This is a genomic window from Ligilactobacillus sp. 110_WCHN, assembly GCF_030518115.1.
Taxonomy (GTDB): domain Bacteria; phylum Bacillota; class Bacilli; order Lactobacillales; family Lactobacillaceae; genus Ligilactobacillus; species Ligilactobacillus aviarius_C.
Window position 1 is genome coordinate 43,581 of sequence record NZ_JAULLI010000004.1, and the last position, 25,284, is coordinate 68,864.

Consider the following 25,284-nt stretch of genomic DNA (forward strand, 5'->3'; position numbering starts at 1 on the left):
TTTATTCTTTACAAAAAACGCCCTCCATCATTGGAGAGCGTTTTTCATTTACTATTATTCTTCTTTATCTTTTTTCCGTTTTCCGATTCCGAAGAATCCAAGTAATCCTGAAAGAGCGATCAACAGTTCACCGAACAACGAATGATTTGCTGAATCTTCACCGGTTTGCGGCAAAGTATTCTTACTTTCATTTGGTTGCGCAGCTGAATTTTTTGGTGTTTGCTTTTCAATCGCGGTTGATTGTTCTGCAACGCGAACCGTTCCTTCATTGGATGACTTCTTAGCTGGTAATCGCTTGCTTACCTTTTGTGAGCCTGAAGCCTTCTTACCTTTTTGGCTATGGTTCTTTGAAGGTACAGTATTAGCTGTATATTTTACATTAATACTTTGATCACTCGTATCAGCTGAGACGTTAGTTTGAGCTTCAACAACATTTGGCGTTGCCGTATATCCTTTGATAAATGGTGAGTTAACTGCATTATAACTGTCACTACCAATTGGTTGCCAATTACTATATGTTACTTCGCCTGTAACTTCGTTGACCGTCGCATTCCGCGTAAACGTTACCTTTTGCGTTACGCTTGGAGCCAATTGTTTACCGTTAGCATCCACATAGTTGATCGTCCGGGTGACTGTCTTCGTTAGATCGAGGTTCTTCGGATTATTATCCGGCGTATAGTTCATCGTCTTTTCCTTCAATTGGATAATGTAATGATGAACAATCCCGTCTTGACTAAAGACTCTTCCATCTGTCGGATAATCACTCTTTATAAATTGATAACCTTCACTTTCATACTTATCAATCATCGCTTGTGGATTATAATTTGAAACTGAGTCCAAATCACCTGTTAAATCATCAGTTGATAAGACTTTTCCAGTCGTAATATCAATATATGAAACGGTTGCTTTTTCCTTATCCAAATCATACGTAACGGTTTGTGTGATATTTGGATGATTTTCAGCAACGTTATCCATTGCACTGATTGTCTGGATGTTCGGTGTATAATCCCGAACTTTTGGTGAAACAACCGGTGCAAAATCGTCAGAACCTTGAGCTTTCCATGGAGAATAAGTAATTTGATGTGTGACTTCATCAATCATTCCTGTTCGACCAAACGTAATTGTTTCAATCTTGCTTGGTGCAGCTTGTTTTCCATTTTCGAACTGATATTTGATTGTCCGCGTAATCTTATGACTTAACGTTAAGCCCATTGGGTTATTATCTGAAGTTATAGTTTTAACTCTATGTTTTAATCCAATGGTGTAATTCTTAACCTTTCCGTCCTGATTAAAGACTGCTCCGCCCTGTGGATAATCATCGCTAACAACTTCATATCCTTGACTTTCAAGTTCTTTGATTTTTGCGGTTGGACTATAATTTGCCGTTGAACCATATGGGCCCGTCAAATCAGTAACTGAAATCGTCTTCCCCGTCGTTTCATCCACAAATGTAACCGTTACTTTTTCTTCGTTTGGTGTATAAACAACGTTCTTCACAGTGTTACTTGCATTGGCAGCCACGTTATTCACAGCTCCAACTTGAGCAACACTTGGTGTATACCCCGTAATTGTTGGTGAATCAACGGCTGGGAAGTCGTCATTGCCAGCTGGAGTCCATGCGCCGTAAGTTACTTTGCCGGTAACTTGGTCTTTTGTTGCTGTCCGGGTAAACGTTACTTTATTTGTTACGCTTTGAGCGGCCGTTTTACCGTTTGCATAAGTGTACGTAATCGTTTCACTGACAGTCTTCGTTAAGTCCGCAACGTTATCCGGGTTGCTTGTTGTTGAATCGCTTGTCACTTTGTGTTTCAAGTGAACAACATACTTATTCACATGTCCTGGGTTGTTGAAGACTTCACCGTTTGCCGGATAGTCATCGCTGACTAATTGGTAACCGTGATTTTCAAAGTTCTTGATTTGACCTTGAATATCATAGTTGGCTCTTGAGCCGTATGCTCCCGTCAATGTTTGAGTACTTAACACTTCACCTGTTGTATCGTCAATATAAACCACAGTTGCTTTTTCTTGGTTTGCATTATACGTTACAACAATATTTTGATCATTACTTGTTGGGTCAACTTTTACCGGACCAACAACGGATTGACTTGGCGTATATCCCGCAATTGCTGGTGAATCGACTGCTGGGAAATCATTGTTAGCGGTTGTCCAGTCGCTGTATGTTACATTGCCCGTAACATCATCTTTCGTTGCCGTCCGGGTGTACGTAATTTGAGCCGTATGCGTCTTACTTGCGGTTGTACCGTTTGTGTACTGGTACTTAATTGTTTGAGTAATCGTATGACTCAAATCTAAGTGATCTGGATTATTCGTTACGGTTTCCGTGGTTGTCTTGTGCTTCAAATGGATCGTGAAGGTTTGCACTTTCCCATCTTGATTGAAGACCACTCCACCTTGTGGATAGTTATCGTTGACTAACTCGTATCCTTCACTTTCAAGCTTTTTAATAGTTGTATCAGGACTATAATTTGAAGTCGTTCCATATGCTCCAGTCAAGTTAGCAACCGTAATTGTTTTATCAGTTGTATCATCAATAAACGTTACCGTTGCCTTTTCTTGATTTGGTGTATATGTCACCGTCGTTGTGTAATCTGGTGTTACCTCACTAACATTACTGATTACACTTACAACTTTTTGACTCGGAGTGTACCCAGTAATCACCGGGCTATCAACTGCTGGGAAGGTTGTCCCGGCAACTGGTTTCCACGCAGTGTAAGTTACTTGACCTGTTACATCATCTTTCGTTGCGTCCCGATGGAATGTTAACGTCAAAGTCTTAGCTGAAGCTGCTTGTTTACCATTACTGTAAACGTATTTAATCGTCTCTGTAACAGTATGATTCAAGTCTAAGCCAGTTGGATTATTATCATCCTTGTGCTTCAAGTAAATATTATAATTTGCAACCGTTCCATCTTCATTAAACGTTGCCCCTGCTTGTGGGTAAGTGTTATTAACAAGCTCATATCCTTGATTCTCATAAGTTTGAATCTGGGTTTGAGGATTATAATTGGCCTTTGAGCCGTATGTTCCCGTTAATGTTACCACTTTCAACGTTTTACCTGTTGTTTGGTCAATATACGTCACCGTAATCTTTTCTTGATTTGGTGTGTAAACAACAGTCTGGGTCGAATTTTGAGCACCTGGTTTAACTGCAATTGCTGCTGTTTTGGCAACACTTGGAGTATAGCCCGTAATCGTTGGTGAAACTTCTTGTGGGAAGTTACTGATCGCTGGTGTCCACGGCGTATACGTGATTGCACCGGTTACATTGTTCTTCGTTGCATTTCGCGTAAATGTTACGCTTGCTATCTTCGAATCTGCCGCTGTTGTTCCATTTTGATATTGATATTTAACAGTATGCGTCACTGTGTCTGTCAAATCAAGATTTGTAGGATTATTACTTGGGGTATATTGCGTTGTTGTTTCTGTCAAATGAATTTGGTAAACCTGCTGCTTACCGTCTTCATTAAAGATTTCACCATTAGCTGGGAAATTATTACTTACTAACTTATATCCTTCTTTTTCATAACTTTGAATTTGACTAGTAGGGTCGTAAGTTGATTTCGAATTATATGCCCCAGTTAATGGAACATTCTTAATAACTTGACCAGTTGTATCGTCAATATACTGAACATCTGCTGTTTCTTGATTTGGAGTATACGTTACCGTGACATTGTCCGCGGGAGTATTGGCATTTACTCCTGTAACTGCAGCAACTGTCTTTTTATCCGGGGTATATCCTGGAATAACTGGTGAAACCACTTCTGGGAATGTCGTTGTTGCGCTTGTCCATGGTGAATATGTGATTACACCTGTTACTTGGTCTTTCGTTGCAATCTGTGTAAAGGTAATTGAAGTCTTCTTTGGTGAAGCTGCTTGTTTACCATTGCTATATACATAATTAATCGTCTGGGTTACCGTCTTTGATTCAACTGACTGTGAAGTTGTATGTGTGAGCCCAATTACAAACTTTTGAACAACTCCATCTTCATCAAAGTTCACCCCATTAGTTGGATAATTATCACTAGCAACTTCATAGCCTTTTGCTTCATATTGTTGAATAACACTTTGCGGGTTATATGAATCCGTTGTTCCATATGCACCCGTCAAAGTTACAGTTTGCAATGTCTTGCCGGTTGTTTCATCAACAAATGTAACTGTCGCCGTTTCCTTATTTGGTGAATAAGTTACAGTTTGAACATTATTCGGTGATGTTCCCGTTAAATTATCCACCGCAGTTGTTGCCGTCGGATTTGGAGTATAACCCGTGATCGTTGGTGAAACAACTGATGGGAATGAATTGCTTCCCGTTGTGGTCCAGTTTGAATAGCCCACAATCTTGCCCGTTACGTTATCCTTCGTTGCGGTCCGGGTAAACGTAATTGAAGTTACCTTTGGAGATGCAGCTTGCTTATTAGTATTACTGTATACATACTTAATCGTTTGCGTTACCGTGTTGCTAAGGTCAAGTCCATCCGGATTACTTGTTGGCGTTTCGGTTGTATAAGTGTGCTTCAAATGAACCGTAAAGTGTTGCACTTCACCGTTTTCATCGAACTTAACTCCGCCGTCTGGATAATTACTGCTTACCAATTGATAACCAGCCTTTTCTAAAGCACTAATCTCATCAGCGGTTGAATAACTTGATGTTGAATTGAATGCTCCTGTTAAGTTTACCGTCTTAATTGTTTGGTTCGTTGTATCATCAACATACGTTACCGTTGCTGACTCTTGGTCAGGAGTATACGTAATCGTCTGTGAACTATTAGCACTTGTTGCTGTTACGTTTGAAACCGGTGTACTTGAAGCTGCGCTTGCAGTATAACCGACCATTGTTGGTGTCGTCACTGAACTAAAGGTTCCAGATGCTGGACCCCAGTTGCTGTATGTGATTGTTCCCGTAACGTTATCCTTGGTTGCGGTCCGCGTAAAGGTGATCTTTTGCGTATTATCCGGTTGAGCTTGACCACCCGTGCTGTATACATAGTGGACTGTATGCGTTACTGTATTACTCAAATCAAGGTTATTTGGATTATTTGTTGAAGTATACGTTGTTGTCCCATGCTTCAATGTAACGGTATACGTTGGGGTTACCCCATCTTGACTAAACGTAATTCCGCTAGTTGGAACACCATTGTTTACAAGAACGTATCCTTTCTTTTCATAGCCTTGGATTACGGATGTCGGATCGTATGCGGTTGTACCGTCATATACCCCGTTAACTGCAACGGTTTGAAGTGTTTTACCCGTTGTTTGATCAACATACTTCACCGTTGCTGTTTCCTTATTTGGTGTATACGTAATCGTTTGAACATTGTCTGGCGTGCTTTCTGTAACATTATCAACCGGCGTTGATTCTGCTGCATTTGGCGTATATCCAGTAATCGCTGGTGATTTGACTGCTGGAAAATCATCAGTTGAACTTGCATTAGTCCAAGGTGTATACGTAATTACTCCTGTTACTTCATCCTTTGTTGCTGTCCGACTAAAGGTAATTGAAGCCGTTGCATCCGGTTCGGCAGTTTTACCATCACTATATACATAATGAATTGTTTGCGTTACCGTGTGCTTCAAATCAAGTCCATTTGGATTTGAAGGTGTAAAAGTCTCCGTTCCTTCTTTCAAATGAATTTGATAATTTTGAGTAACTCCATCCTTGCCAAAGACTGCTCCGTTAGTTGGGTAATTATCACTTACTAATTGATAACCCTGCTTTTCATATGCAGTGATTGTTGCTTGGGGACTATAACTTGAGTTTGTGTTGTATGCTCCAGTTAAAGTCTTCGTTGATAACTGTTTACCAGTTGTGTCATCAATAAACGTTACGGTTGCCGTTTCTGAATTTGGAGTATAGGTAACTGTGACCGTTGAATCAGAATCATCGGCCGTAACGGTTGCACCTGCAACTTGTGTTTGGTTTGCAGTATATCCCGTAATCTTTGGTGAAGTTACAGTTGGATATGACGCAGTTGTTGTACTTGTCCACGGAGTATATGTGATATCACCAGTAACATCATCCTTTGTTGCTGTTCGCGTAAAGGTTACTGAGTTAGTTACTGATTTAGCCGCCTGAGCTCCGCCTTGATATTGATAGTTAATTGTCCGCGTAATCGTCTTTGTCAAATCAAGTTTATCTGGATTACTTGATGGAGTTTCTTCCGTTGTTCCATGCTTTAAAACAATCTGATATACCTGATTTGTGCCATTTGTAAACGTAATTTGGTTATTCTTAACGCTATCTGAAACTAACTGATATCCCTTTGCTTCAAGTGCTTTGATTTCATCAGTTGGATCGTAACTGACGGTTTGACCAAATACACCATCAACTGTATCAGTCTTAATAACTGAATTATCGTTTGTTTGATCGATATATTCAATCTTAGCTGATTCGGCATTGGCGTTATACGTAATTGTTTGAGTATTGTTCTTATCATTTGGTTCAACAGTGACCGCCGTTGATGAGGCTGCACTTGGTGTATATCCCGTAATTGTTGGCGAGGTTACTGATGGAAATTCACTACTTGCTGGGGTCCATGACCCGTAAGTTGTTTGTTTAGTTACATGGTCATATGAAGCATTTCGGGTAAACGTTACAGAGGTTGTCTTTGATTTGGCAGCCGTCTGTCCAGATTTTCCAGTATTTGAACCAAAAACATAATTAATTGTTTGGTTAACTGTGCTTGACAATCCAGTAACCCCATCTGGATTATTCGTTGGTGTATCCTGAGTAATATCATGCTTCAAAGTAATCGTAAAGACCGGATCCATTCCATCCTGATTGAAGGTATAGCCGCCCGTTGGGTACTTATTAGAAACTAATACGTATCCTTGACTTTCATATGATTCAATTTCACTTTCAGGAGAGTACGTTGAAGTAGTATCATAAGCTCCTGTTTCAATAACTGTATCCAATACCTTGTTATTTTCAGTCTGGTCAACAAATTGAACCGTAAACTTTTCTTGGTTTGGATGGTACGTTACTGTAACTGTCGAATTACTTGAATTTGGAGTAATGTTATCCACTGCAGCAACCGTTGATTGATCCGGTGTATAACCCGTTACTTCTGGAGACGATACTTCTGGATATTCTCCAGTTGCTGGGGTCCATGACCCGTAAGAAATTACTTTATGGGTTACCTGATCCACCGTTGCTGAGCGGGTAAATGTAACCGTCTTCGTAACTGAATCAGCTGCTTGCTTGCCCGCAAGTGATCCTGCATCCTTACCATAAACGTAATTAATCGTTTCACTAACAGTCTTCTGCAAATCATCTGATGGTAAACTATCTGGGTTACTTGTTGGAGTATCCGTCCGCGTTGCGTGCTTTAAGACAATCTGATATACCTGGTTTGTTCCATCAGTTAATGTAATTTGATCATTCTTTACGCCGTCAGAAACCAATTGATACCCTTCAGATTCAAGCGTCTTAATCTCATCCGTTGCATCATAAGATACAGTTTGCCCATATACTCCATTAACCGTATCAGTCTTAATAACTGAATTGTTATCGGTTTGATCAATGTATTGAACAGTTGCTGACTCCTTATTAGCGTTATACGTAATTGTTTGCGCATTATTTGCTCCCATTGGCGTAACTGTTACCGCTGTTGATGAGGCTGCACTTGGTGTATATCCTGCAATTTTTGGTGAAGCAACTGCTGGGAATGTCCCACTTTCAGGATTCCATGAACTATATGTTGTTTGTCCCGTTACGTGATCATATGAAGCACTCCGAGTAAATGTAACCGTATTCGTCTTCGTCTGAGCCGCTGTTTGACCTGCCTTACCCGTATTTAATCCATAAATATAGGTAATTGTTTGGGTTACAGTGTCTGACAAGTTGGCAATATTATCCGGATTATCTGATGGTGTATCCTGAGTAATATTGTGTTTCAACGTAACTGTGTACACTTGTGGTGTTCCATCTTGAGTAAACGTAATTCCGTCTGCGGGAACGCCATTCTTTACAAGGACGTATCCTTGCTTTTCATAACCTTGAATTACTGAAGTTGGGTCATATGCCGTTGTTCCGTTATAAACGCCATTAACCGTTACTGTATTTAAGACCTTATTAGTTGTTTGGTCAACATATTGAATCGTTGCCGTTTCTTGATTTGGAGTATAAGTTACCCCCACCGTAATATTCTTTGAACCAGCCGTTACATTCGTTACTGCCGAAACAACTTGTGGATTTGCAGTATAACCCGTAATCTTTGGTGAAGTTACAGCATTAAATCCGTTCTGTGAAGCGGTCCAATCTGAATATGAAAGGACTTTATGCGTAACCATGTCCACTGTTGCAGAACGCGTAAACGTAATTGTTTGTGTATTTGGAGATTCCGCTTGCTTTCCAGAATCTGCATACGTATAAGTGATTGTTTCTGTGACACTATCGCTTAGTTGGTCTGTTGGAATATTGTCAGGGTTACTTGTAACCGTGTCAGTTCTCGTATTGTGAGCTAAAACGATCTTATATACCGGAACAACTCCATCTTGAGTAAACGTAATTCCTCCAATTGGGAAGCTACTTGATACCAACTTATAACCTTCGTTGATATACTGAAGCATCGTCTTCATTGGTGAATAATTTGATCTTGTTCCATAATCACCAGTTGCGTATTCAGTTGTTAAAACATCCCCCGTTGTTTGGTCGATAAATTGAATCTCAACCTTTTCCTTGTTCAGAGTATACGTAATGTTTTGCGTAATGTTTTGCGGAGTAGATGTCGCCGTTGGCGCATTAACCGTTACTGAATCACTTTCAGCCTTTTCGGGAGTGTAACCGGTTACCTTAGGCGATGCTACTGGAGCAAACGTTTGGGTTGCAGGTGTCCATGTCCCTAAAGTTTGTTGTCCAGTAACCTTATCAGTTACAACTGGCTGAGTAAACGTAACCGTTGAAACATGGGCAGATGCTACTGGATTACCATTTTGATCAACATAATTGATGGTTTCTGTAACTGTTTGAGTATTTTCACTTGATACCATTTGGTCTTTCATGTGAACAACGTAGTTACTTTCACTCTTTCCAAAAATGATTCCACTTGATGGGAACCCATCTGATACTAAATCATATCCTTTAGATTCCAGTTTGCTAATATCAGCTGAAGTTGAATAATCCGATTTTGTACCATATCCGCCAGAAATTGTAACCGTTGTAATTACACTATTTGACGTATCATCCACATACGTAATTGTTACTGATTCCTCAATCGGAGTATAAATGACCGTCCTAATAATGCTGGCAGTACTTCCATCAACATTGTCAATTTCATTAACAACTTTTTGACTTGCATTATACCCAGTAATTTCAGGACTTGTAACCGATGGGAAGGAACCGGTTGTTGGTGACCACGGACCATAGGTATTTTCACCATTAACATTATCTGTTGTTTGTTGACGAGTAAAGGTCAACGATTTGGTATACGAATTGGCAGCTTTTGTCCCATTTTGATATTGATAATTAATGGTTTCAGTAACCGTTTGAACTTGCTGGCTTATCTTATACGTGTGTACAAAGGTAATCGTATACGTTTGATTATTTTTAAAAGTGAAACTTGTTGCTGTTGGATCTGGTAATCCATTATTTTCAAGTTGATACCCTTCACTTTCCAATTTCTTAATTTCGGCTTGGGATGGATTATCAGCTGTTGAACCGTATGAACCCGTTAATGTGTCTTGATGGATAACTTGCCCATTTTCAGTTTGATCAACATAATTAATCGTAATCGTATCTTGAACTGGAGTGTAAACGATTGTCTTAACAATGTTACCTGTTGTGGCCGTAATCCCTGTAACTGCAGGAATTTGCGTCATACTTGGAGTATACCCAGTAATTTGTGGTGCAGTAACTGCTGAGAAAGTCGTTCCATCTTTAGTTGTCCATGAACTATGGCTGTTATTTCGTGTAAACGTTTTTGTAACAACCGTATCTGGCAACAATGTTACCCCTGTATTACTAATATAGTGAATCGTTTCTGTAACCGTTGTCTTCGTTGGTGACTGCGGCTTTTGAGGTGTTGAATTCTTTTCATAAATAACCGTTACGATAACGTTACTGCTTCCTTGAGATACTGCTTGTTCTGGGACACTTGCCTGGTTCGGCGTATAACCTGAGATGGCCGGTGACTGAACTGCTGGAAAATCAGGATTATCTTTCGTTGACCAATCTGTATAGATAATATTGCCAGTAACATTATCTTTCTTGGCTCCACGAGTATACGTAACCGTTTGAACAACATCTGGTTTAGCAGTTGATCCATCTGGGTATACGTAGTGAATCGTCCGCTTAATTACATTAACCAGATTTTTAGCTCCTGCAGGTAAAACAGTATATGTGTGGGTCAGGTCAACTTCGTAGTTTTGATTATTATTATCAGTAAACGTTAAACCAGTTGAAGGAATTGTATCTAAAGCCACATGGTACCCATCTTTTTCGTAACTTTGGATAACACTTTGATAATCAAAATTAGGTGTTGAGCCATAAGTCCCTATAAATGTTTTTTGCTGTAGAATCTTTCCTTCATCCATATCATAGAAGGTTAACGTAATTTGTTCTTGTTTTGCTTGATATACAATTGTTTGAACATTGTCAGAACTGTCGGCATTTACTCCGACAACGGCTGACGTTTCAGCAGGTGAAGCCGTATACCCTACAATCGTTGGCGCCGTTACTGATGGAAAGGTCGTCGAACTAGACGTTTGCCATGTGCCAAACGTCTGCTGTCCTGTAACATCATCGGTTGTAACTGTCCGGGTAAAAGTAATCTTTGTTACTTTTGGAGCTAATGCCCGTTTCCCGTTTTCATATTGATAGTTAATTGTTTGTGTAACTGTCTTTGTCTGGGTTGTAGTTGTTAATTTATGTTTTAAAACAACTTGATATGGAGCCTGTGACGAACTATCTGCTCCCAAAAGAACCCCTGTTGTTGGCCAATTACTTGAGACAACTTCGTATCCTTTAAGATGTTGACTAACATAACTATTCACATCAAAGTTAGCAGTTGTATCATAATTACCTGAAACATGAACTTGTTTAACCAAAGAATCACCGTCACTTTGGTCAACAAAGTTAATTGTTACTGTTTCAGTATCTGCCTGATAAATATACGTTACTGTTTGGGGACTTGCCGTAACTTCCCCATAAGCGTTACTAGGGATCTCTGCAATATGATATCCCTTAAACTGCTTGATTACAGAAGTATAGATATCGTTAACGTGTGGTTCTGGGTCCGTTTCACCGCCTTGAGTTTGATAAGAAGCGGTCGTACTCCCCAAAAGTTTACCATCCTGAGTTTCGTAATTAACAGTAACCTTTCCACCTGGTTGTGGTGGGAGTCTTTTAAAGATCAAGGTAACAAACATCATGTAATATCCATCAATTGTTTCAAAAGATATCGACTGTTTAGGATCCATTTCAATATATTCGTAACCTGAGTAAATCAATTCATTTATAATTTTGGTAATTTGACTTTGAACATAGTTTGGTCCTGCATAGCTATAGCCCTGAACTGGATAAATTTCATTCCCATTTTCATCTTGAAAATAGATTGACCAGCTTCCAAAATGATCAAAGTTTTCGTAATCATCAAACATTCCCCGTGCGTTATCCCCAGCTTTATTCGATAAAGCTGCAAGATCTTTATCATCGTTTTTACGATTTACAATTGCAGGCATGTTTTTTAATTTATTGACTAAATCTTGATTATTTAAAAGTTTTTCTTTGTCTGGTAATTTTAAGCTATTTAAAGCATTTTTTCCTTTTTCACCAATCACTTGAGGAACTTTCGTTTTATTAACCGAACTGCCTGTTTTTGGGTACACTTGTCTCTCACTCGAAATTGATGAAGAATTTTGAACTAAACTTTCCTGAGAGTGCGAAGAAGCACTACCTGTTAAACTTCCACTATTCTTTACAGTAGTAGCTGTTGCTGAGCTCTTCTGATTATTATTGTCGTCTTGACTACTTGAGCTCGAATTAATTCGTTGAGCATTACTACTGCTTGCTTTTAAGCTTGAGCCTTGTGAATTAGAAGTGTTAACCGGTTGCTTAACTTTTACTGTCGCACTTAAGTTTGTATTCTCTCGTTTTGAAGGTGCACTAGCCCTTAAAATTAAACTTGATTTACTTGAAATCTTCGTTGACTTCTGTGATGCCGTACTGTCTGTTGATACACTAGAGTTTAAACTATCAGCATGAGCTACAGTTCCAGTTATTCCCAATGAAAATACTGTAATTGAAGCTGCAACCCACATCTTACCTTTTTTATATAATTTGATTCGATTGAATCGCTTTCCAATGTAACTCTTACTTCTCATTTTTTGTCTCCTATATATCTATTTACTGTGGTAAGTATAGTCGCTCAATTATCTTAAGTCATCTAATAAGCCTTTTTCTTTACTACATCTTAAGTTTTTAGCGTAAATAGCTTAATAATCTTTACAAAGCATGGAAATATCATGTAAAAAATTATAAATTATTGGTCATGACTTTGAACACTATCCATTTCTGATGTCATATTTTGACTACTTTGCGTTGAATTTTGATTTTCTTGACCTGAAACCGTGATCTGAACATTAATCGAACTTGGGCTAACTGCGATGATTCCATTTTGAATGGTGTCAATCGGAACCGTCTTCGTTGTATTCGATGTTACCCCGCTAACGGGAACAGCCACGTTCAAACTTTGCAACCGGCTTAACGCCTGCTTCGTTCCCGTTACCGTAACGGTCTTCGTATCTGTTGACAAACTGTAATTTTTCGTATTATCGCCGCCGCCACTAGCAACTAAGTGGACATTGACCTTCTTGGTTGTGGTTGCCGCATAAATCGGAACCGTCGCCTTGATCGTTGTCGGTTCAATTACAACGTTCAACGGCTTGCCGTTTTCATCAAGCGCTTCAAGCGTTACGTTTTGCGTAACTGAATGTTGAACGCCCTCTGGCAAACTGACATTGGCGACTACGTTTGTTACCGCGTTGATCGAGCTGCGCGAGCCAATCACTTTGGCCCGTGAATAGTTGCTTGAAGCAATCCCCGCCGCATACCCATTCCCAATCAAAGTCGAATCAAAACGAACTTGAATTGGGAAGGTTGCTGTTGCCTTCTTACTGATCGTAACCGTTACTTTTGCCGGTTGCACGTTAGCGCTTAATTCATGACTAACTCCTGAAACCTTTAATTTAACGGTGTGTTTCCCGGGTTTCAACCCTTCCAAATCAGCATATGCCTGAAAGTTCTTCGTATTTTCCGCAGTTTGAACAAGGGCTGCCGGTCCGTTGATCTTGACCTTAACGTTTTCCGGATAACCTTCAACAAAATATTTGGAACTGACATTTACCTTTAACGGCACCGTAACCGTTGCTGATTTCTGAGTCGATAAAGTTGTTTTATTGGCGGCGCCACTTGTATTTGCGCCCGTATCAGTCGTCACATACCCAAAGAGGAAGCATGCAAAAATCAAGGAAATAATGGAATATACAAATTTTGTGTTTGACAATTTACTGAATTTCAATGTTTCCGCCCCCTCTTATGAGATGTATGCCCTGCTGCGTGACTATTCCGGTTTTCTTTCCGGACTTTCATCTTGTTAAAGAACCGCCCAAAAATATTCTTCTGTTTCTTCTCTTCTGCCGGAACTAATTCGTTATGCAGCAGTTTTAAATAATCCTGCCGGGTCAAATTCCGAATCAATTCATTGTTCTTAGTGATCGTAACCGCGCCGGTTTCTTCTGAAATAACGATCGTCAACGCATCCGTTACTTCACTGATTCCGACAGCCGCCCGGTGCCGCGTCCCCAATTCTTTCGGAATCAAATTACTTTCTGAAAGCGGCAAATATGCCGCTGCAACGGCAATCCGGTTATTTTTGATAATTACTGCACCATCGTGCAACGGCGTGTTTGGAATGAAAATATTAATCAGCAATTCACCGCTAACATCTGCATCTAACGGAATCCCAGTCTCAATGTAATCTTCAAGTCCGGTATTCATTTCGATCGTCATCAAAGCCCCGATCCGTCGTTTTGACATGTATTGAATCGCCTTATCAAGGGCTTGAATCATTTTTTCTTGGGCTTCATTCTGCTTCTTTTTATTATTAAAAAACAGTGACCCACGTCCCAGGTGCTCAAGGCCGCGCCGAATTTCCGGTTGAAAAATTACGATGATCGCAATGATTCCCCAATTGATAATTTGGTCTGTGATCCATGAAACCGTTCGCAGTCCTAAATACCAACTGATTAATTTAATAACGATGATCACCAAAACGCCTTTGAAAAGTTGAACCGCCTTCGTTCCGCGTAAAAGCATCATCAATTTGTAAATTGCATACCAAACAACCGCAATATCCAACAAATTAATAAAGTGCTGCCAGGTAAAAATACTGCTTAAGAATCCCATTTTATCCTCCTCGTTCAGCATATATATTATAATTGTATCATGAAAATACTTTTAAGAAACCGCAACAAACAGTTAATTCTCATTAACTATTCATTAAATTGATTTTTTTACCTGCAAAGCCATTCCAAAATTGGTACAATGGTAATAATACTTTTTGAACTTTCTTCAAGCCGAGGTGTTTTCAATGAATAAAAAAGTTCAATGGATCGTACGGTTACTATTTATCTTCTACATGCTGTACATTGGCGGCGTAATCGCATCGGAAAAAGCAGTCTATAGTTTTCTGTTGCTGAATACTTTCCTGGCATACATTCCGATCGAAATTGGAATGCACATCAACGAAAAGCAGCCCCGCTGGTTGTTTGTAATTCTGTTTATTTTATGGTTGTTATTCTATCCGAACGCCCCATACGTTTTAACTGACCTCTTCCACTTGGCAAAAATCAATCCTTACAATGCCGTTACCGGATTGATGGTCTTTAAGCTTCGCATTTGGTGGCACTATGGCAACTTAGTATTCAGTGCTTTAATGTCCAGTCTTTTTGGCGTTTGGAGTCTTTCATGTGTCAGCAAGGTGATCGCCAAGCGGTTCAAAAAGAACAGTCCGTTTTTTGAAATTTCGATCGTTGGGATTTTGATCCTTGCTTCTTCGATTGGGGTTTACATTGGCCGGTTCTTACGGCTTCACACCGTTTACCTGTTCATGGATCCGCACGGCGTGATCAACGACTTGATCCAAATGTGGAATATCCGCATGCTGGTTTTTGTCATCTTGATTGCCGTCTTCCAAGCATTGATCTGGTTAGTGATGAATATTTACCGCTCAACGTTTAATAAATTTGAAGAATAAAAAATAAGCTGTGATGTAAAATCACAGCTTATTTTTTAATCACGGTGCTTTCCGTTCTTGTCTAATAATCCTTTACCTAATTTTTCTGAACCTAATTCAGTAAAGTCATAGTGAAGTTTAGCATTGTCGTTGAATTCGTCGATTGCGAGTTGAATCAACTTATCAATTAAATCTGAATAACTGATTCCTGAAACTTCCCATAATTGAGGGTAAAGTGAAATGTTAGTAAAGCCTGGCAAAGTATTTACTTCACCTAAGTATGGAACACCATTTTCATCAACTAAGAAGTCCATCCGGGCTAAACCACGGTTATCCAAGGCTTTAAATGCCTTAACTGACATTTCTTGGATTTCTTTTGTTAATTTTTCTGGTAAATCAACTGGAATCTTGAAGACAACGCCTGAAGCATCAACGAACTTGTTGTTGTAGTCGTAGAATTCATCCCCATTGACGTCAACCGCACCAAGCTTTGAGTACTTCGGATTGCGGTTTCCAAGGACTGAACATTCAACTTCCCGCGGATTCTTGATGGCTTCTTCGACCATTACCTTGTAGTCGTAACGGAAGGCTTCTTGAATCGCATCGTTGTATTCTTGTTCAGTCTTGACCTTGTTGATTCCGACTGAAGAACCTTGACGAGCAGGTTTAACAAACATTACGTCGCCTAATTCTTCCTTAGCCTTGCTATATGGATGTTCATCAACCGTTTCAGGTGTAACGACAAAGTACTTTGTGTTCCGAACTCCGTGCAACGTTAATAATTGCTTGGTTAAATCCTTATCAAATGAATTAGCTGATGAAGCAATTCCACTTCCGATCCATGGCTTATTCAATAAGCGGAAAAGACCTTGGATCGTTCCGTCTTCCCCCATGTTTCCGTGAATTACCGGATAGAAGACATCAACATCCTTTACTTCAGATAAGTTTTGGATGTTTGCTAACGGATTTGAAAAGTCAACGTCCTTCGTTGCTTCTGCAACCACTTCATCCTCTGGTTCGCCATTGAAAATCCGAAGAGAGTCTTTGTTACCAAGTAAGAAACCTTGCTTCGTAAACATGAAGACTGAAACTTCGTATTTGTCTTTGTCTAAAGCGTCATAAATGTTGTGAGCCGAACGCTTTGAAACGTCATGTTCAGATGAGTTTCCGCCAAAGAATAATGCAATATGTAATTTCTTTTTGCTATCCATTTACTTAATCACCTTTTGTTTAAAATTTTGTTCGTACATAACTTGAAACCTAAGTATAGCATAATTTATTATCATCTGCACCCAATTGCCCTTAAAAAAGACGAATTTCAGCCAGGCGTTTGTGCCGCTTGCTCTTCTTTAAAAATTCTTCGCGGGATTTTGCCATGGTAGCTTCAAACCGGTGAAGGCTATCAATATCCCATAACGGCATTGCCCGTTTTTTCCGGATAAATTCCTGATTTCCGATTGCCTGTTCGATTTTCATAACATCATCGATTTTCGGACATTGACTGTGATCAAGCATTCCGACCGGTCGTCCCTGTTTGAACGCGTGTTGCAAAGCGGATTCCGTCTTCCCGTTTTGATCGGTTTCAACAACTACTAAACCATCCGCAAGACCGCTTTCCCATTCATCACGGGCTGCTAAGAATTGCCGCCGGACGATTGCCCCCAGGCTGTAGGTTGACATTAATGCACCGCCGTTATCAATGATTTCTTGAGCAAAATCCTTATTTTCTTTCGGATAGATCGGCTGCTCCAAACTGTGACCTAAAATCGCAACCGTTGTTCCGCCAGCTTTCAATGCGCCGGTGTGCGCCGCCGTATTCGTTCCAACCGATAACCCGCTGACAACGGTCAGGCCATCCTTCGCAAATTGGTATGCCATCCGTTCTGCCATTTTATAACCGAGTTCCGTTGGCCGCCGGGTTCCAATAAATCCTACTGACGGTCCTTGAAGAGCCTTAACGTTTCCCTTGACGTAAATGATCAACGGGTAATGGTTCAAGCTCCGCAAGTTGTCCGGATAATCTGCATCTTGATAGTTTAAAATTTGGATTCCGTAACTGCGGGTCTTTTCCATTAATTTCCGGGCATCCGCAAGCATGTTTTTCCATTTTTGATAATCCAAAGATCCTTCGTTGATCCGCCGATTGATTGTCGAATTACGATGCATATTCCGGAAGTTTTCCAAAATCAGCCGCGGCTTAACGGTGTCAAAAAACTTCAACACCGTCTTCGGACCAACGCCCTTGATCATTTGCAAAGCTAAAATTAATTCTGTAAGTTGATCGCTATCCATTTTAATTCCTCTTATTCCATAAATTACTATTCTAAGTATAAAGGTTATCGAAATATTTTAGAAATTAAACGCATTAAAAAAGGTTGCGACCGAAGCCGCAACCTTCTTTATAATCGGGTTCCAAAACAAACGAGCTACTTGGAAGTTCGAAAACCTCCTAATCGACGCTGACGCGATTCGTTCGCTTTTCTACTTCCACCACGCTCGTTTTGAACGTTTTGTCACACCTTAATTAAAATCTGAATTATTACTAAACATGTAACTCTTATGGTGATACCTCATCGACATGATCAGGCCGATCCCAATCATGTTCCCGATCAACGAAGACCCCCCTTGACTAATAAATGGTAATGGAATCCCCGTTAACGGAAGTAATCCGATACTCATTCCAATGTTTTCAAATACGTGGAATAAAATCATCATAATAACCCCGGTTGAAATGTATGCGTAAAATTCATTCCGGGTTTCAAATGTTACTTGAACCATTTGGAAAATCAATAACAGATAGATGAAAATCAAGACACATCCACCAATAAAACCAAAGTTTTCCCCGATAACCGAGAAAATCATATCAGATTCCCGAACAGGAACGTAAACGTTTGAAACGTTGAACCCTTTTCCAAATAACTGACCAGAACCAATGGCTTCAATACTCCGCCATAACTGGTAACTTGAACCGGTCGTGTTATCTTCGGGGTGCAACCAAGCATCAATCCGTTGGAACTGGTAGTTTTGGAATCCTAAGTGCAACAGCACTCCCCGGTTAAAGACCGCAAAGTAAATTGCGATTGCTCCAATAACGAAGAATGCCCCAAAGATTGGAACAATGATGCGCCATGAAATCCCGGAAATTAAAACCATTCCGCCGAAAATTGCTAAGAAAACCAACGTTGTCCCAAAGTCATTTTGAAGTTTTAACAAAATAACGATCGGCAACGTCCAGAGAAACATTTTACCAAGCAGCTTCCAATCCGTTTCAATCGTATGCTCCGGATACAAGGAATTATGCTCGGCAATTACCCGCGCCAGCATCAGAATATACGCGGGTTTCATCACTTCAGACGGCTGGAAAGTCAATGATCCGATTGCAAACCAACTTTTCGCCCCTGTTTGAGCCGCATACGAACGACTATACAGGAAAAGCAACAGGAACATCAGTGTGATTCCGATGCCGTAAGCAACCGGAGCCACTTTCCATAACTGCTCGGCGTCAAACTGCATGATGATCACGACCGCGATGATTCCGAAGACATACCACATTGCTTGTGAGACTAATGTTTTAGTTACACTCGCATTACTTGTATCGTGCTTAACAGCAACGTAAATTGAAAGCATCCCGATTACGGCTAAAACAAGAACTGAGAAAATGATTCCCCAGTCGATCCGGTCATCATTACTTTTTACCCGCCGGTTATTTTTCGTATTACCCAATTTAAAAGCTCCTTTGCGTAATCATCCTATGAGTGTAAATGGTAATGACTGATCAAAATATTAACTGCTTCTGAATGGCTTTTCACACTGAACTTTTCACCATCTGGAAGACTGGCAGTAAACTTATCATCTTCAGGTTTGACCGTTCCCAAAGACTTTTCACCTAATTTTAATTCAGCAACCGTTACCCCATTGATTACCTTTTCATCTTCAACTAATTCAATCGTTTTAGTTTTTTTTGACACACGCTTACCTCCTTAAAGTTATTTATTTAAATGTTCTTCATTGTAAAAGAAATTTTCATTGGGATCATCTTTCCAGCTTTCATTTCGCTGCAAGCTGAAATGATCTGGAACGGGATCATATCCACCCTTTACAAACGGATTACACCGTAAAATGCGCGCTGCAGCCATCAAGCCGCCTTTCAATGCTCCAAACTTTTGAATTGCCTGCAAAGCATAGTTCGAACATGTCGGGTAATACCGACAACTTGGCGGAAACAACGGTGAAATAAACCGTTGATACTGATGGATGATCCACGTAAAAATACGTTTAAACATTTCGATTATCTCTTTTGATTTTCGCTGCCAAGAATTTTTTCAAGCAAAATTCCCGTTCCGACAGCAACATCATCTAACGGTGTATCTGAAATATTAACCGGAATGTTTAAATTATCCATCAGTAATTGGTCCATGCCGTCAAGCAATGCACCGCCACCCGTCATCATGATTCCATGATCGATGATATCGGCTGCAAGTTCAGGCGGAATTACTCCTAAGACATCCTTTGCTGCTTCAACAACGTTCATCATGGTTTCATTCAACGTTGGTTCAACATCGTCAGACTTCAAGGTAATTGTCCGGGGCAGTCCTGAAACTGTATCCCGGCCACGAACATCGATTTCTTCATTCCGGTGTCCTGGAACAACCGTCCCAATTTCGATTTTTACCTTTTCAGCAGTCCGTTCACCAATTTGTAAATTATACTTCTTCTTTACAAAGTTTAAAATATCCATGTTCAACCGGTCACCGGCAATCTTCAATGATCGGCTGGCAACAATATCACCTAATGAAAGGAACGCAATATCACTTGTTCCCCCACCAATATCGATGACCATGTTTCCAAACGGTTTGAAGATATCTAAGCCAGCTCCAACAGCCGAAACTTTTGGTTCAAGTTCCAAATAAACCTGTCCGCCGCCAATTTTTTCAGCAACTTGGCGAATTGCCTTATGTTCAACGTCCGTTGTATTCGTTGGGCAGCAGATCATAATATTTGGTTTTGACATGAACCCCTTAACATTCAGCTTCTTAATGAAGTATGAAAGCATTTGTTCCGTAATATCAAAATCTGCGATCACTCCGTCTTTTAACGGACGGATTGCCCGGATACTTCCCGGTGTTCGGCCAACCATTTGATAAGCTTCTGATCCAACAGCCAGAACCTTATTTGATTTTGAATTGACAGCTACTACTGAAGGTTCGTTTAATACAATTCCTTCACCTTGGATATTGATCAGCACATTGGCTGTACCCAAGTCAATCCCAATGTCTTTTGCCATAGCAATTCTCCTTTAATAATCATTACTCAAAATTAAGGATATATCTCGATTATTATACCATAGAATCATTTTTGAATTCACGTAAAATCAAGATAATTGTTAGTACCAAAAAAGGGACTGTTCCAAAATCCAGCCCCTTATTACTTAATAATTTGATTAATTTTTAACTTCGCTGTTGATTTTCATTTCGTTTCCGGTAATATCATTGACCCGCTTGATTTCTGCACCCAATGAAGCAAGCTTTTGATTAAAGTGCCAGTATCCCCGATCAAGATATTCCAAATGGGTTACTTGCGTGATGCCCTTTGCGATTAACCCAGCAAGGATCAACGCAGCAGCGGCCCGCAAGTCAGTTGCAGCAACTTCAGACCCGCTAAAGTTTGTTGGACCGTTCAAGACAGCGGCATTGCCTTCAACCTTAAAGTCGGCATTCATTCGCCGTAATTCTTCCAGGTGCATGAACCGGTTTTCAAAGACCGTTTCCGTTAATGTGCTTGTCCCATCAGCTGCTAACTGCGCAACACTGATTTGCGGTTGCATATCAGTTGGGAAACCGGGGTGCGGCATTGTCTTCACGTCTGCCGGTTTAAGTTTTTCCGGTCCGATTACCCGAATACCGTCATCTTCCCGAATTACTTGCGCACCCATTTCTTCAAGCTTAGAAATCAATGGTTTGTTGTGTTCTTCAACGGCATCTTTGATCAAAACATTCCCATTGGTGATTGCAGCGGCAACCATAAATGTTCCGGCTTCGATCCGATCTTGAACGACCGTGTGTTCAACCCCGTGAAGGTGATCAACACCAACAACCTTGATTGTTTCTGTTCCAGCACCTGTTACGTGGGCCCCCATCTTATTTAAGAAGTTGGCAAGATCAACGATTTCAGGTTCCCGGGCAACGTTTTCAATAATCGTTGTTCCCTTGGCTAAGGTTGCGGCCATCATAATGTTTTGGGTTGCACCAACACTTGGAAAATCAAGGTAAATATTTGCTCCCTTTAATCCATCGGTCGTTGCTTCAATGTAACCATCGTTGCGGATGATCTTGGCCCCCATTGCTTCCAATCCCTTTAAATGTAAATCAATCGGCCGGGAACCAATTGCACATCCGCCCGGCATTGCAACCTTCGCATGTTTAACCCGGGCCAAGAGCGGACCTAAAACAACGATTGAAGCCCGCATCTTTGAAACATATTTGAATGGTGCTTCATATGATAATTCATCGGTTGAATCAACCGTAATTTCTTTTTGATCTTCATCAAATCCAACTTTAACATTTAAAAAGCGGATCACATTATTCATTGTAAATACATCTGATAAAATCGGGACGTTATGTAAAACCGTGCGGCCTTCAGTTGGAAGAATTGATGCAGCTAAAATTGGTAATACCGCGTTCTTTGCGCCTTCAATTTCAACCGTTCCGTTTAACTTGTTTCCGCCGCGAACAATAATTTTTTCCAAGTCGAATCCTCCATTACAATAGATATCCTAAATTTCGTACACTATCGATGAAGTTTAGGAAAAATTGACTTACTAAGAAGCCTAGAGCTGTTGAAACTAAAATCAGAAACAGCCGAAAAGTCCGTTGCCGTTCCTTATTAACATAGTAATCCAAGCGCAAATCGCGCAAGATTTTAAATGTGATCAGGATAAAAGTAAAGTTGCTGATGATCGTCAGTAACGCGTTTAATCCAATTTGTCTCATTAACCCCTCACCTCTCAGTTCGCAATTATAATATCATAACTGTCTTTTAAATAACAATATTAATGATAAGTATATCTTGCATACCTAATTAATATACACCCTTTTATATCAAATAACATTAATTTTTAGATTAACTTAATATTCGTAATTAAATTAATTAAATTATAGAAAAAGAGGCTATGACTTTCGTCATAACCTCTATGTTTAGTTAAAAGCTTAATTTCACTAATGACCTGAAACCTTGATCCGGTTTAAAGCCCGCTTCAATGAAATTTCAGCCCGCTTTAATTCTTTTGCATCATGTTCATTTTGTGCCTTTTCGATCCGTTCTTTTGCCCGGTCACGCGCACGTTCTGCCCGTGATGTATCAATATTTTCTTTTCTTTCAGCTGCTGAAGCAACGATTGAAAGGACGTTATTTGAAAATTCTAAGAATCCACCGCCAATGGCAATTTCATCGTATTGATCTTCTCCAGTCTTGACCCGTACTTCATCGATTGCCAATGAAGCTAACACAGGAGTATGGTTCGGCATAATTCCAAGTTCACCTTCAGCAGTCTTACAGATCGCCAAAGTAGTCTTGTTTTCATAAACTTCACCATCTGGAGTTACAACAGATACTGTTAATTCAGGTTTGTCACTCATTTGACGTTCCCTCCTTAAGCATTAGCTGCCAATTTCTTAGCTTTCTTTACAACATCTTCAATTGTTCCGACACTCCGAAATGCTTCTTCTGGAAGATCATCATACTTCCCTTCAAGAATTTCCTTGAATCCTTGAACTGTTTGTTCAACTGTTACGTATGATCCCGGGAATCCATTGAACTTAGCAGCAACGTGGAAGTTTTGTGATAAGAACAATTGGATTCGCCGTGCACGTGCAACCGTTAATTTTTCTTCATCAGATAATTCATCCATTCCAAGAATTGAAATGATATCTTGCAATTCACGATAACGTTGCAATACGTGTTGAACTTCGGTTGCTACTTGATAGTGTTCTTCACCAACAATTTCAGGAGCCAACGCACTTGAAGTTGAAGCAAGCGGGTCTACGGCTGGGTAAATCCCTTGTTGTGTCAATGAACGTTCCAAGTTAGTTGTGGCATCCAAGTGAGCGAAAGTTGTTGCTGGAGCAGGGTCAGTATAGTCATCGGCAGGAACATAAACCGCTTGAATTGAAGTGATTGAACCCTTCTTGGTTGAAGTGATCCGTTCCTGTAATTGACCCATTTCAGTAGCCAACGTTGGTTGGTAACCTACGGCTGAAGGAATCCGTCCAAGCAAGGCTGAAACTTCTGAACCAGCCTGAGTGAACCGGAAAATGTTATCGATGAAGAGCAAAACATCTTGACCTTCAACGTCACGGAAGTATTCAGCAATTGTTAAACCAGTCAAAGCAACCCGCATCCGGGCACCAGGTGGTTCGTTCATTTGACCGAATACCATGGCTGTTTTATCCAAAACGCCTGATTCCTTCATTTCAAAGTAAAGGTCGTTCCCTTCACGTGTCCGTTCACCAACACCGGTAAATACTGAGATCCCACTGTGTTCTTCAGCAATGTTGTGGATTAATTCCTGAATCAAAACAGTCTTCCCAACACCGGCACCACCGAACAAACCAATCTTTCCACCTCTGATGTATGGAGCAAGCAAATCAATAACCTTGATCCCTGTTTCCAAAACTTCAGTCCCTGGATTCAATTGATCGTATGCTGGAGCATTGCGGTGAATTGGATCACGACGATGATCTTCACTAAATTTAGGACCGTTATCGATCGTGTCACCTAAAACGTTAAATACCCGTCCTAAAGTATCTTTACCAACTGGAACAGAAATTGATGAACCTGAGTCAATAACTTCTGCGCCACGCTTCAACCCATCAGTTGAATCCATGGCAACCGTCCGCATAACTCCGTCCCCTAATTCAAGGGCAACTTCAAGAACCAAGTCTGAACCATCTTCACGTTTTACGTGAAGCGCGTTGTCAATTTCAGGTAAAGATTCATTTAGAGGAAATTCAACGTCAACAACAGGTCCGATAACTTGTACTACTTTACCAGAACTCATTCGTAATTCCTCCTAATTTTATTCTAAGGCAGCTTGAGCACCTGTAATTTCAGTAATTTCAGTTGTAATTGCACTCTGCCGTGCACGGTTGTATTGCAATTGCAAGGTTGAAATAATGTCATCTGCATTATCTGAAGCAGATTTCATTGCTGTTGAACTTGAAGCATGTTCTGATGTCTTGGCATCCAAGATTGCGCCATATACCAAGCTTTCAGCATATTGCGGCAAAACAACTTCCAAAATTGCATTTTGGGATGGTTCGGCATCGTATGCTGGAGCTAATTGACCTTCCTTGGCATCTTCAAGTCCGTCATTTTCCAAATCACCAACGTTTTCAGCGGTAATTGGAAGCATCTGTTCAGCACGAAATTCTGACGTTAAGGTGTTTACGAAGTGGTTGTAGCAAACGTACAACTTATCGAATGCTCCGCTTGTAAACATCGTAACGATTGCTTGAACAATTGGCCGAACTTCTTTAAACTTCGGCACATCATTAACACCTTGATATTCGTATCCAATGTTAAATCCGCGTTGCTTAAAGAAATCTGCACCAGTTGAACCAATTGCTAAGATCACAATGTCATCTTTCTTGTTGTCAGCTTGACTTACGTTATCAATCAACGTCATTGTTTGTTTTAATACCGTACTATTGTAGCTTCCAACTAAGCCCCGGTCTGATGTGATTACAACAATTCCGACCTTTTTGACCGGCCGTTGTTGCAACATTCCCAATGAACTCATCGGATCGTCGCTCTTCTTTGATGAGTTGCTTACTGAAATGCTATCCAGTAAGTGTGATTTAGCAAGGTGAGTGATTACACTCCGAATCTTGGCGGCATAGACTTGATAACTTGCTGTATGTCTTTGAATTTGATTCAACTTTACAGTTGATACCATTTGCATGGCATTTGTGATTTGCTGTGTTTTCTTGGTCGAATTGATCCGACGCTTAACACTTTGTAATGAACCAGCCATCAGCCT

The 25,284-nt window shown here is 40.3% G+C and carries 15 protein-coding genes; 1 reads left to right on the forward strand and 14 read right to left on the reverse strand.

What is annotated here, in order from left to right:
* Nucleotides 1–54: 54 nt before the first annotated feature.
* From Q3C15_RS02360 to cdaA, 3 genes are all read right to left on the reverse strand, one after another.
* Nucleotides 55–12,336: a MucBP domain-containing protein gene (locus Q3C15_RS02360; protein WP_302703872.1), complete on the reverse strand. Its 12,282-nt coding sequence runs from the start codon at nucleotides 12,334–12,336 to the stop codon at nucleotides 55–57.
* 158 nt (nucleotides 12,337–12,494) lie between these two features.
* Nucleotides 12,495–13,532 (reverse strand): YbbR-like domain-containing protein, encoded by a 1,038-nt coding sequence (locus tag Q3C15_RS02365; protein ID WP_302703874.1) that lies wholly within the window; start codon nucleotides 13,530–13,532, stop codon nucleotides 12,495–12,497.
* Complete coding sequence (gene cdaA / locus Q3C15_RS02370; RefSeq protein ID WP_289554832.1) at nucleotides 13,529–14,419, reverse strand: diadenylate cyclase CdaA; 891 nt, start codon at nucleotides 14,417–14,419, stop codon at nucleotides 13,529–13,531. The genes Q3C15_RS02365 and cdaA overlap by 4 nt, the downstream gene beginning before the upstream one ends.
* 184 nt (nucleotides 14,420–14,603) lie before the next feature.
* Here cdaA and Q3C15_RS02375 point away from each other — a divergent pair, with 184 nt between their 5' ends.
* A complete protein-coding gene (locus Q3C15_RS02375) occupies nucleotides 14,604–15,269 on the forward strand; it encodes a DUF1361 domain-containing protein (protein WP_289554833.1) in 666 nt (221 codons plus the stop codon).
* A gap of 35 nt (nucleotides 15,270–15,304) precedes the next feature.
* Here the strand turns inward: Q3C15_RS02375 and Q3C15_RS02380 are convergent, their stop codons facing one another.
* The 11 genes from Q3C15_RS02380 to Q3C15_RS02430 form a co-directional block, all read right to left on the reverse strand.
* On the reverse strand, nucleotides 15,305–16,459 hold the full coding sequence (locus tag Q3C15_RS02380) for a D-alanine--D-alanine ligase family protein (protein ID WP_204778996.1): 1,155 nt from the start codon (nucleotides 16,457–16,459) through the stop codon (nucleotides 15,305–15,307).
* A gap of 91 nt (nucleotides 16,460–16,550) precedes the next feature.
* Nucleotides 16,551–17,540, reverse strand: coding sequence for a DNA-processing protein DprA (locus Q3C15_RS02385; protein WP_283601319.1), 990 nt, complete (start codon nucleotides 17,538–17,540; stop codon nucleotides 16,551–16,553).
* A 228-nt stretch (nucleotides 17,541–17,768) separates the two neighbouring features.
* Nucleotides 17,769–18,971, reverse strand: coding sequence for an FtsW/RodA/SpoVE family cell cycle protein (locus tag Q3C15_RS02390; protein ID WP_282458743.1), 1,203 nt, complete (start codon nucleotides 18,969–18,971; stop codon nucleotides 17,769–17,771).
* Nucleotides 18,972–18,997: 26 nt separating this feature from the next.
* A complete protein-coding gene (locus Q3C15_RS02395) occupies nucleotides 18,998–19,216 on the reverse strand; it encodes a DUF2969 domain-containing protein (RefSeq protein WP_057826863.1) in 219 nt (72 codons plus the stop codon).
* 18 nt (nucleotides 19,217–19,234) lie between these two features.
* The gene (yidD, locus tag Q3C15_RS02400; protein ID WP_057826862.1) at nucleotides 19,235–19,531 is read right to left on the reverse strand and encodes a membrane protein insertion efficiency factor YidD; all 297 of its coding nucleotides are present in this window, start codon (nucleotides 19,529–19,531) and stop codon (nucleotides 19,235–19,237) included.
* A gap of 5 nt (nucleotides 19,532–19,536) precedes the next feature.
* On the reverse strand, nucleotides 19,537–20,532 hold the full coding sequence (locus Q3C15_RS02405; protein ID WP_057826861.1) for a rod shape-determining protein: 996 nt from the start codon (nucleotides 20,530–20,532) through the stop codon (nucleotides 19,537–19,539).
* A 156-nt stretch (nucleotides 20,533–20,688) separates the two neighbouring features.
* Entirely contained in the window at nucleotides 20,689–21,993 is a 1,305-nt protein-coding gene (gene murA, locus Q3C15_RS02410; RefSeq protein WP_064207915.1) for a UDP-N-acetylglucosamine 1-carboxyvinyltransferase, read from the reverse strand.
* Between the two features lie 13 nt (nucleotides 21,994–22,006).
* Nucleotides 22,007–22,237 carry a DUF1146 family protein gene (locus tag Q3C15_RS02415; RefSeq protein WP_057826859.1) on the reverse strand — a complete coding sequence of 77 codons (231 nt, stop codon included), beginning with the start codon at nucleotides 22,235–22,237 and terminating at the stop codon, nucleotides 22,007–22,009.
* 225 nt (nucleotides 22,238–22,462) lie between these two features.
* A complete protein-coding gene (locus tag Q3C15_RS02420; protein ID WP_064207914.1) occupies nucleotides 22,463–22,882 on the reverse strand; it encodes a F0F1 ATP synthase subunit epsilon in 420 nt (139 codons plus the stop codon).
* 14 nt (nucleotides 22,883–22,896) lie between these two features.
* Complete coding sequence (gene atpD, locus Q3C15_RS02425; protein ID WP_057826857.1) at nucleotides 22,897–24,303, reverse strand: F0F1 ATP synthase subunit beta; 1,407 nt, start codon at nucleotides 24,301–24,303, stop codon at nucleotides 22,897–22,899.
* Nucleotides 24,304–24,321: 18 nt separating this feature from the next.
* Nucleotides 24,322–25,278, reverse strand: a complete 957-nt coding sequence (locus Q3C15_RS02430) for a F0F1 ATP synthase subunit gamma (protein ID WP_204778991.1) — start codon at nucleotides 25,276–25,278, stop codon at nucleotides 24,322–24,324.
* Between the last annotated feature and the right edge of the window lie 6 nt (nucleotides 25,279–25,284).

Excerpts from the sequence above, each read along its gene's own strand:
- Q3C15_RS02360 (WP_302703872.1), bottom strand. The coding sequence starts at position 12,336 with ATGAGAAGTAAGAGTTACATTGGAAAGCGATTCAATCGAATCAAATTA.
- cdaA (WP_289554832.1), bottom strand. The coding sequence starts at position 14,419 with ATGGGATTCTTAAGCAGTATTTTTACCTGGCAGCACTTTATTAATTTG.
- Q3C15_RS02375 (WP_289554833.1), top strand. The coding sequence starts at position 14,604 with ATGAATAAAAAAGTTCAATGGATCGTACGGTTACTATTTATCTTCTAC.
- Q3C15_RS02380 (WP_204778996.1), bottom strand. The coding sequence starts at position 16,459 with ATGGATAGCAAAAAGAAATTACATATTGCATTATTCTTTGGCGGAAAC.
- Q3C15_RS02385 (WP_283601319.1), bottom strand. The coding sequence starts at position 17,540 with ATGGATAGCGATCAACTTACAGAATTAATTTTAGCTTTGCAAATGATC.
- yidD (WP_057826862.1), bottom strand. The coding sequence starts at position 19,531 with ATGTTTAAACGTATTTTTACGTGGATCATCCATCAGTATCAACGGTTT.
- Q3C15_RS02405 (WP_057826861.1), bottom strand. The coding sequence starts at position 20,532 with ATGGCAAAAGACATTGGGATTGACTTGGGTACAGCCAATGTGCTGATC.
- Q3C15_RS02415 (WP_057826859.1), bottom strand. The coding sequence starts at position 22,237 with ATGAGACAAATTGGATTAAACGCGTTACTGACGATCATCAGCAACTTT.
- Q3C15_RS02420 (WP_064207914.1), bottom strand. The coding sequence starts at position 22,882 with ATGAGTGACAAACCTGAATTAACAGTATCTGTTGTAACTCCAGATGGT.
- atpD (WP_057826857.1), bottom strand. The coding sequence starts at position 24,303 with ATGAGTTCTGGTAAAGTAGTACAAGTTATCGGACCTGTTGTTGACGTT.
- Q3C15_RS02430 (WP_204778991.1), bottom strand. The coding sequence starts at position 25,278 with ATGGCTGGTTCATTACAAAGTGTTAAGCGTCGGATCAATTCGACCAAG.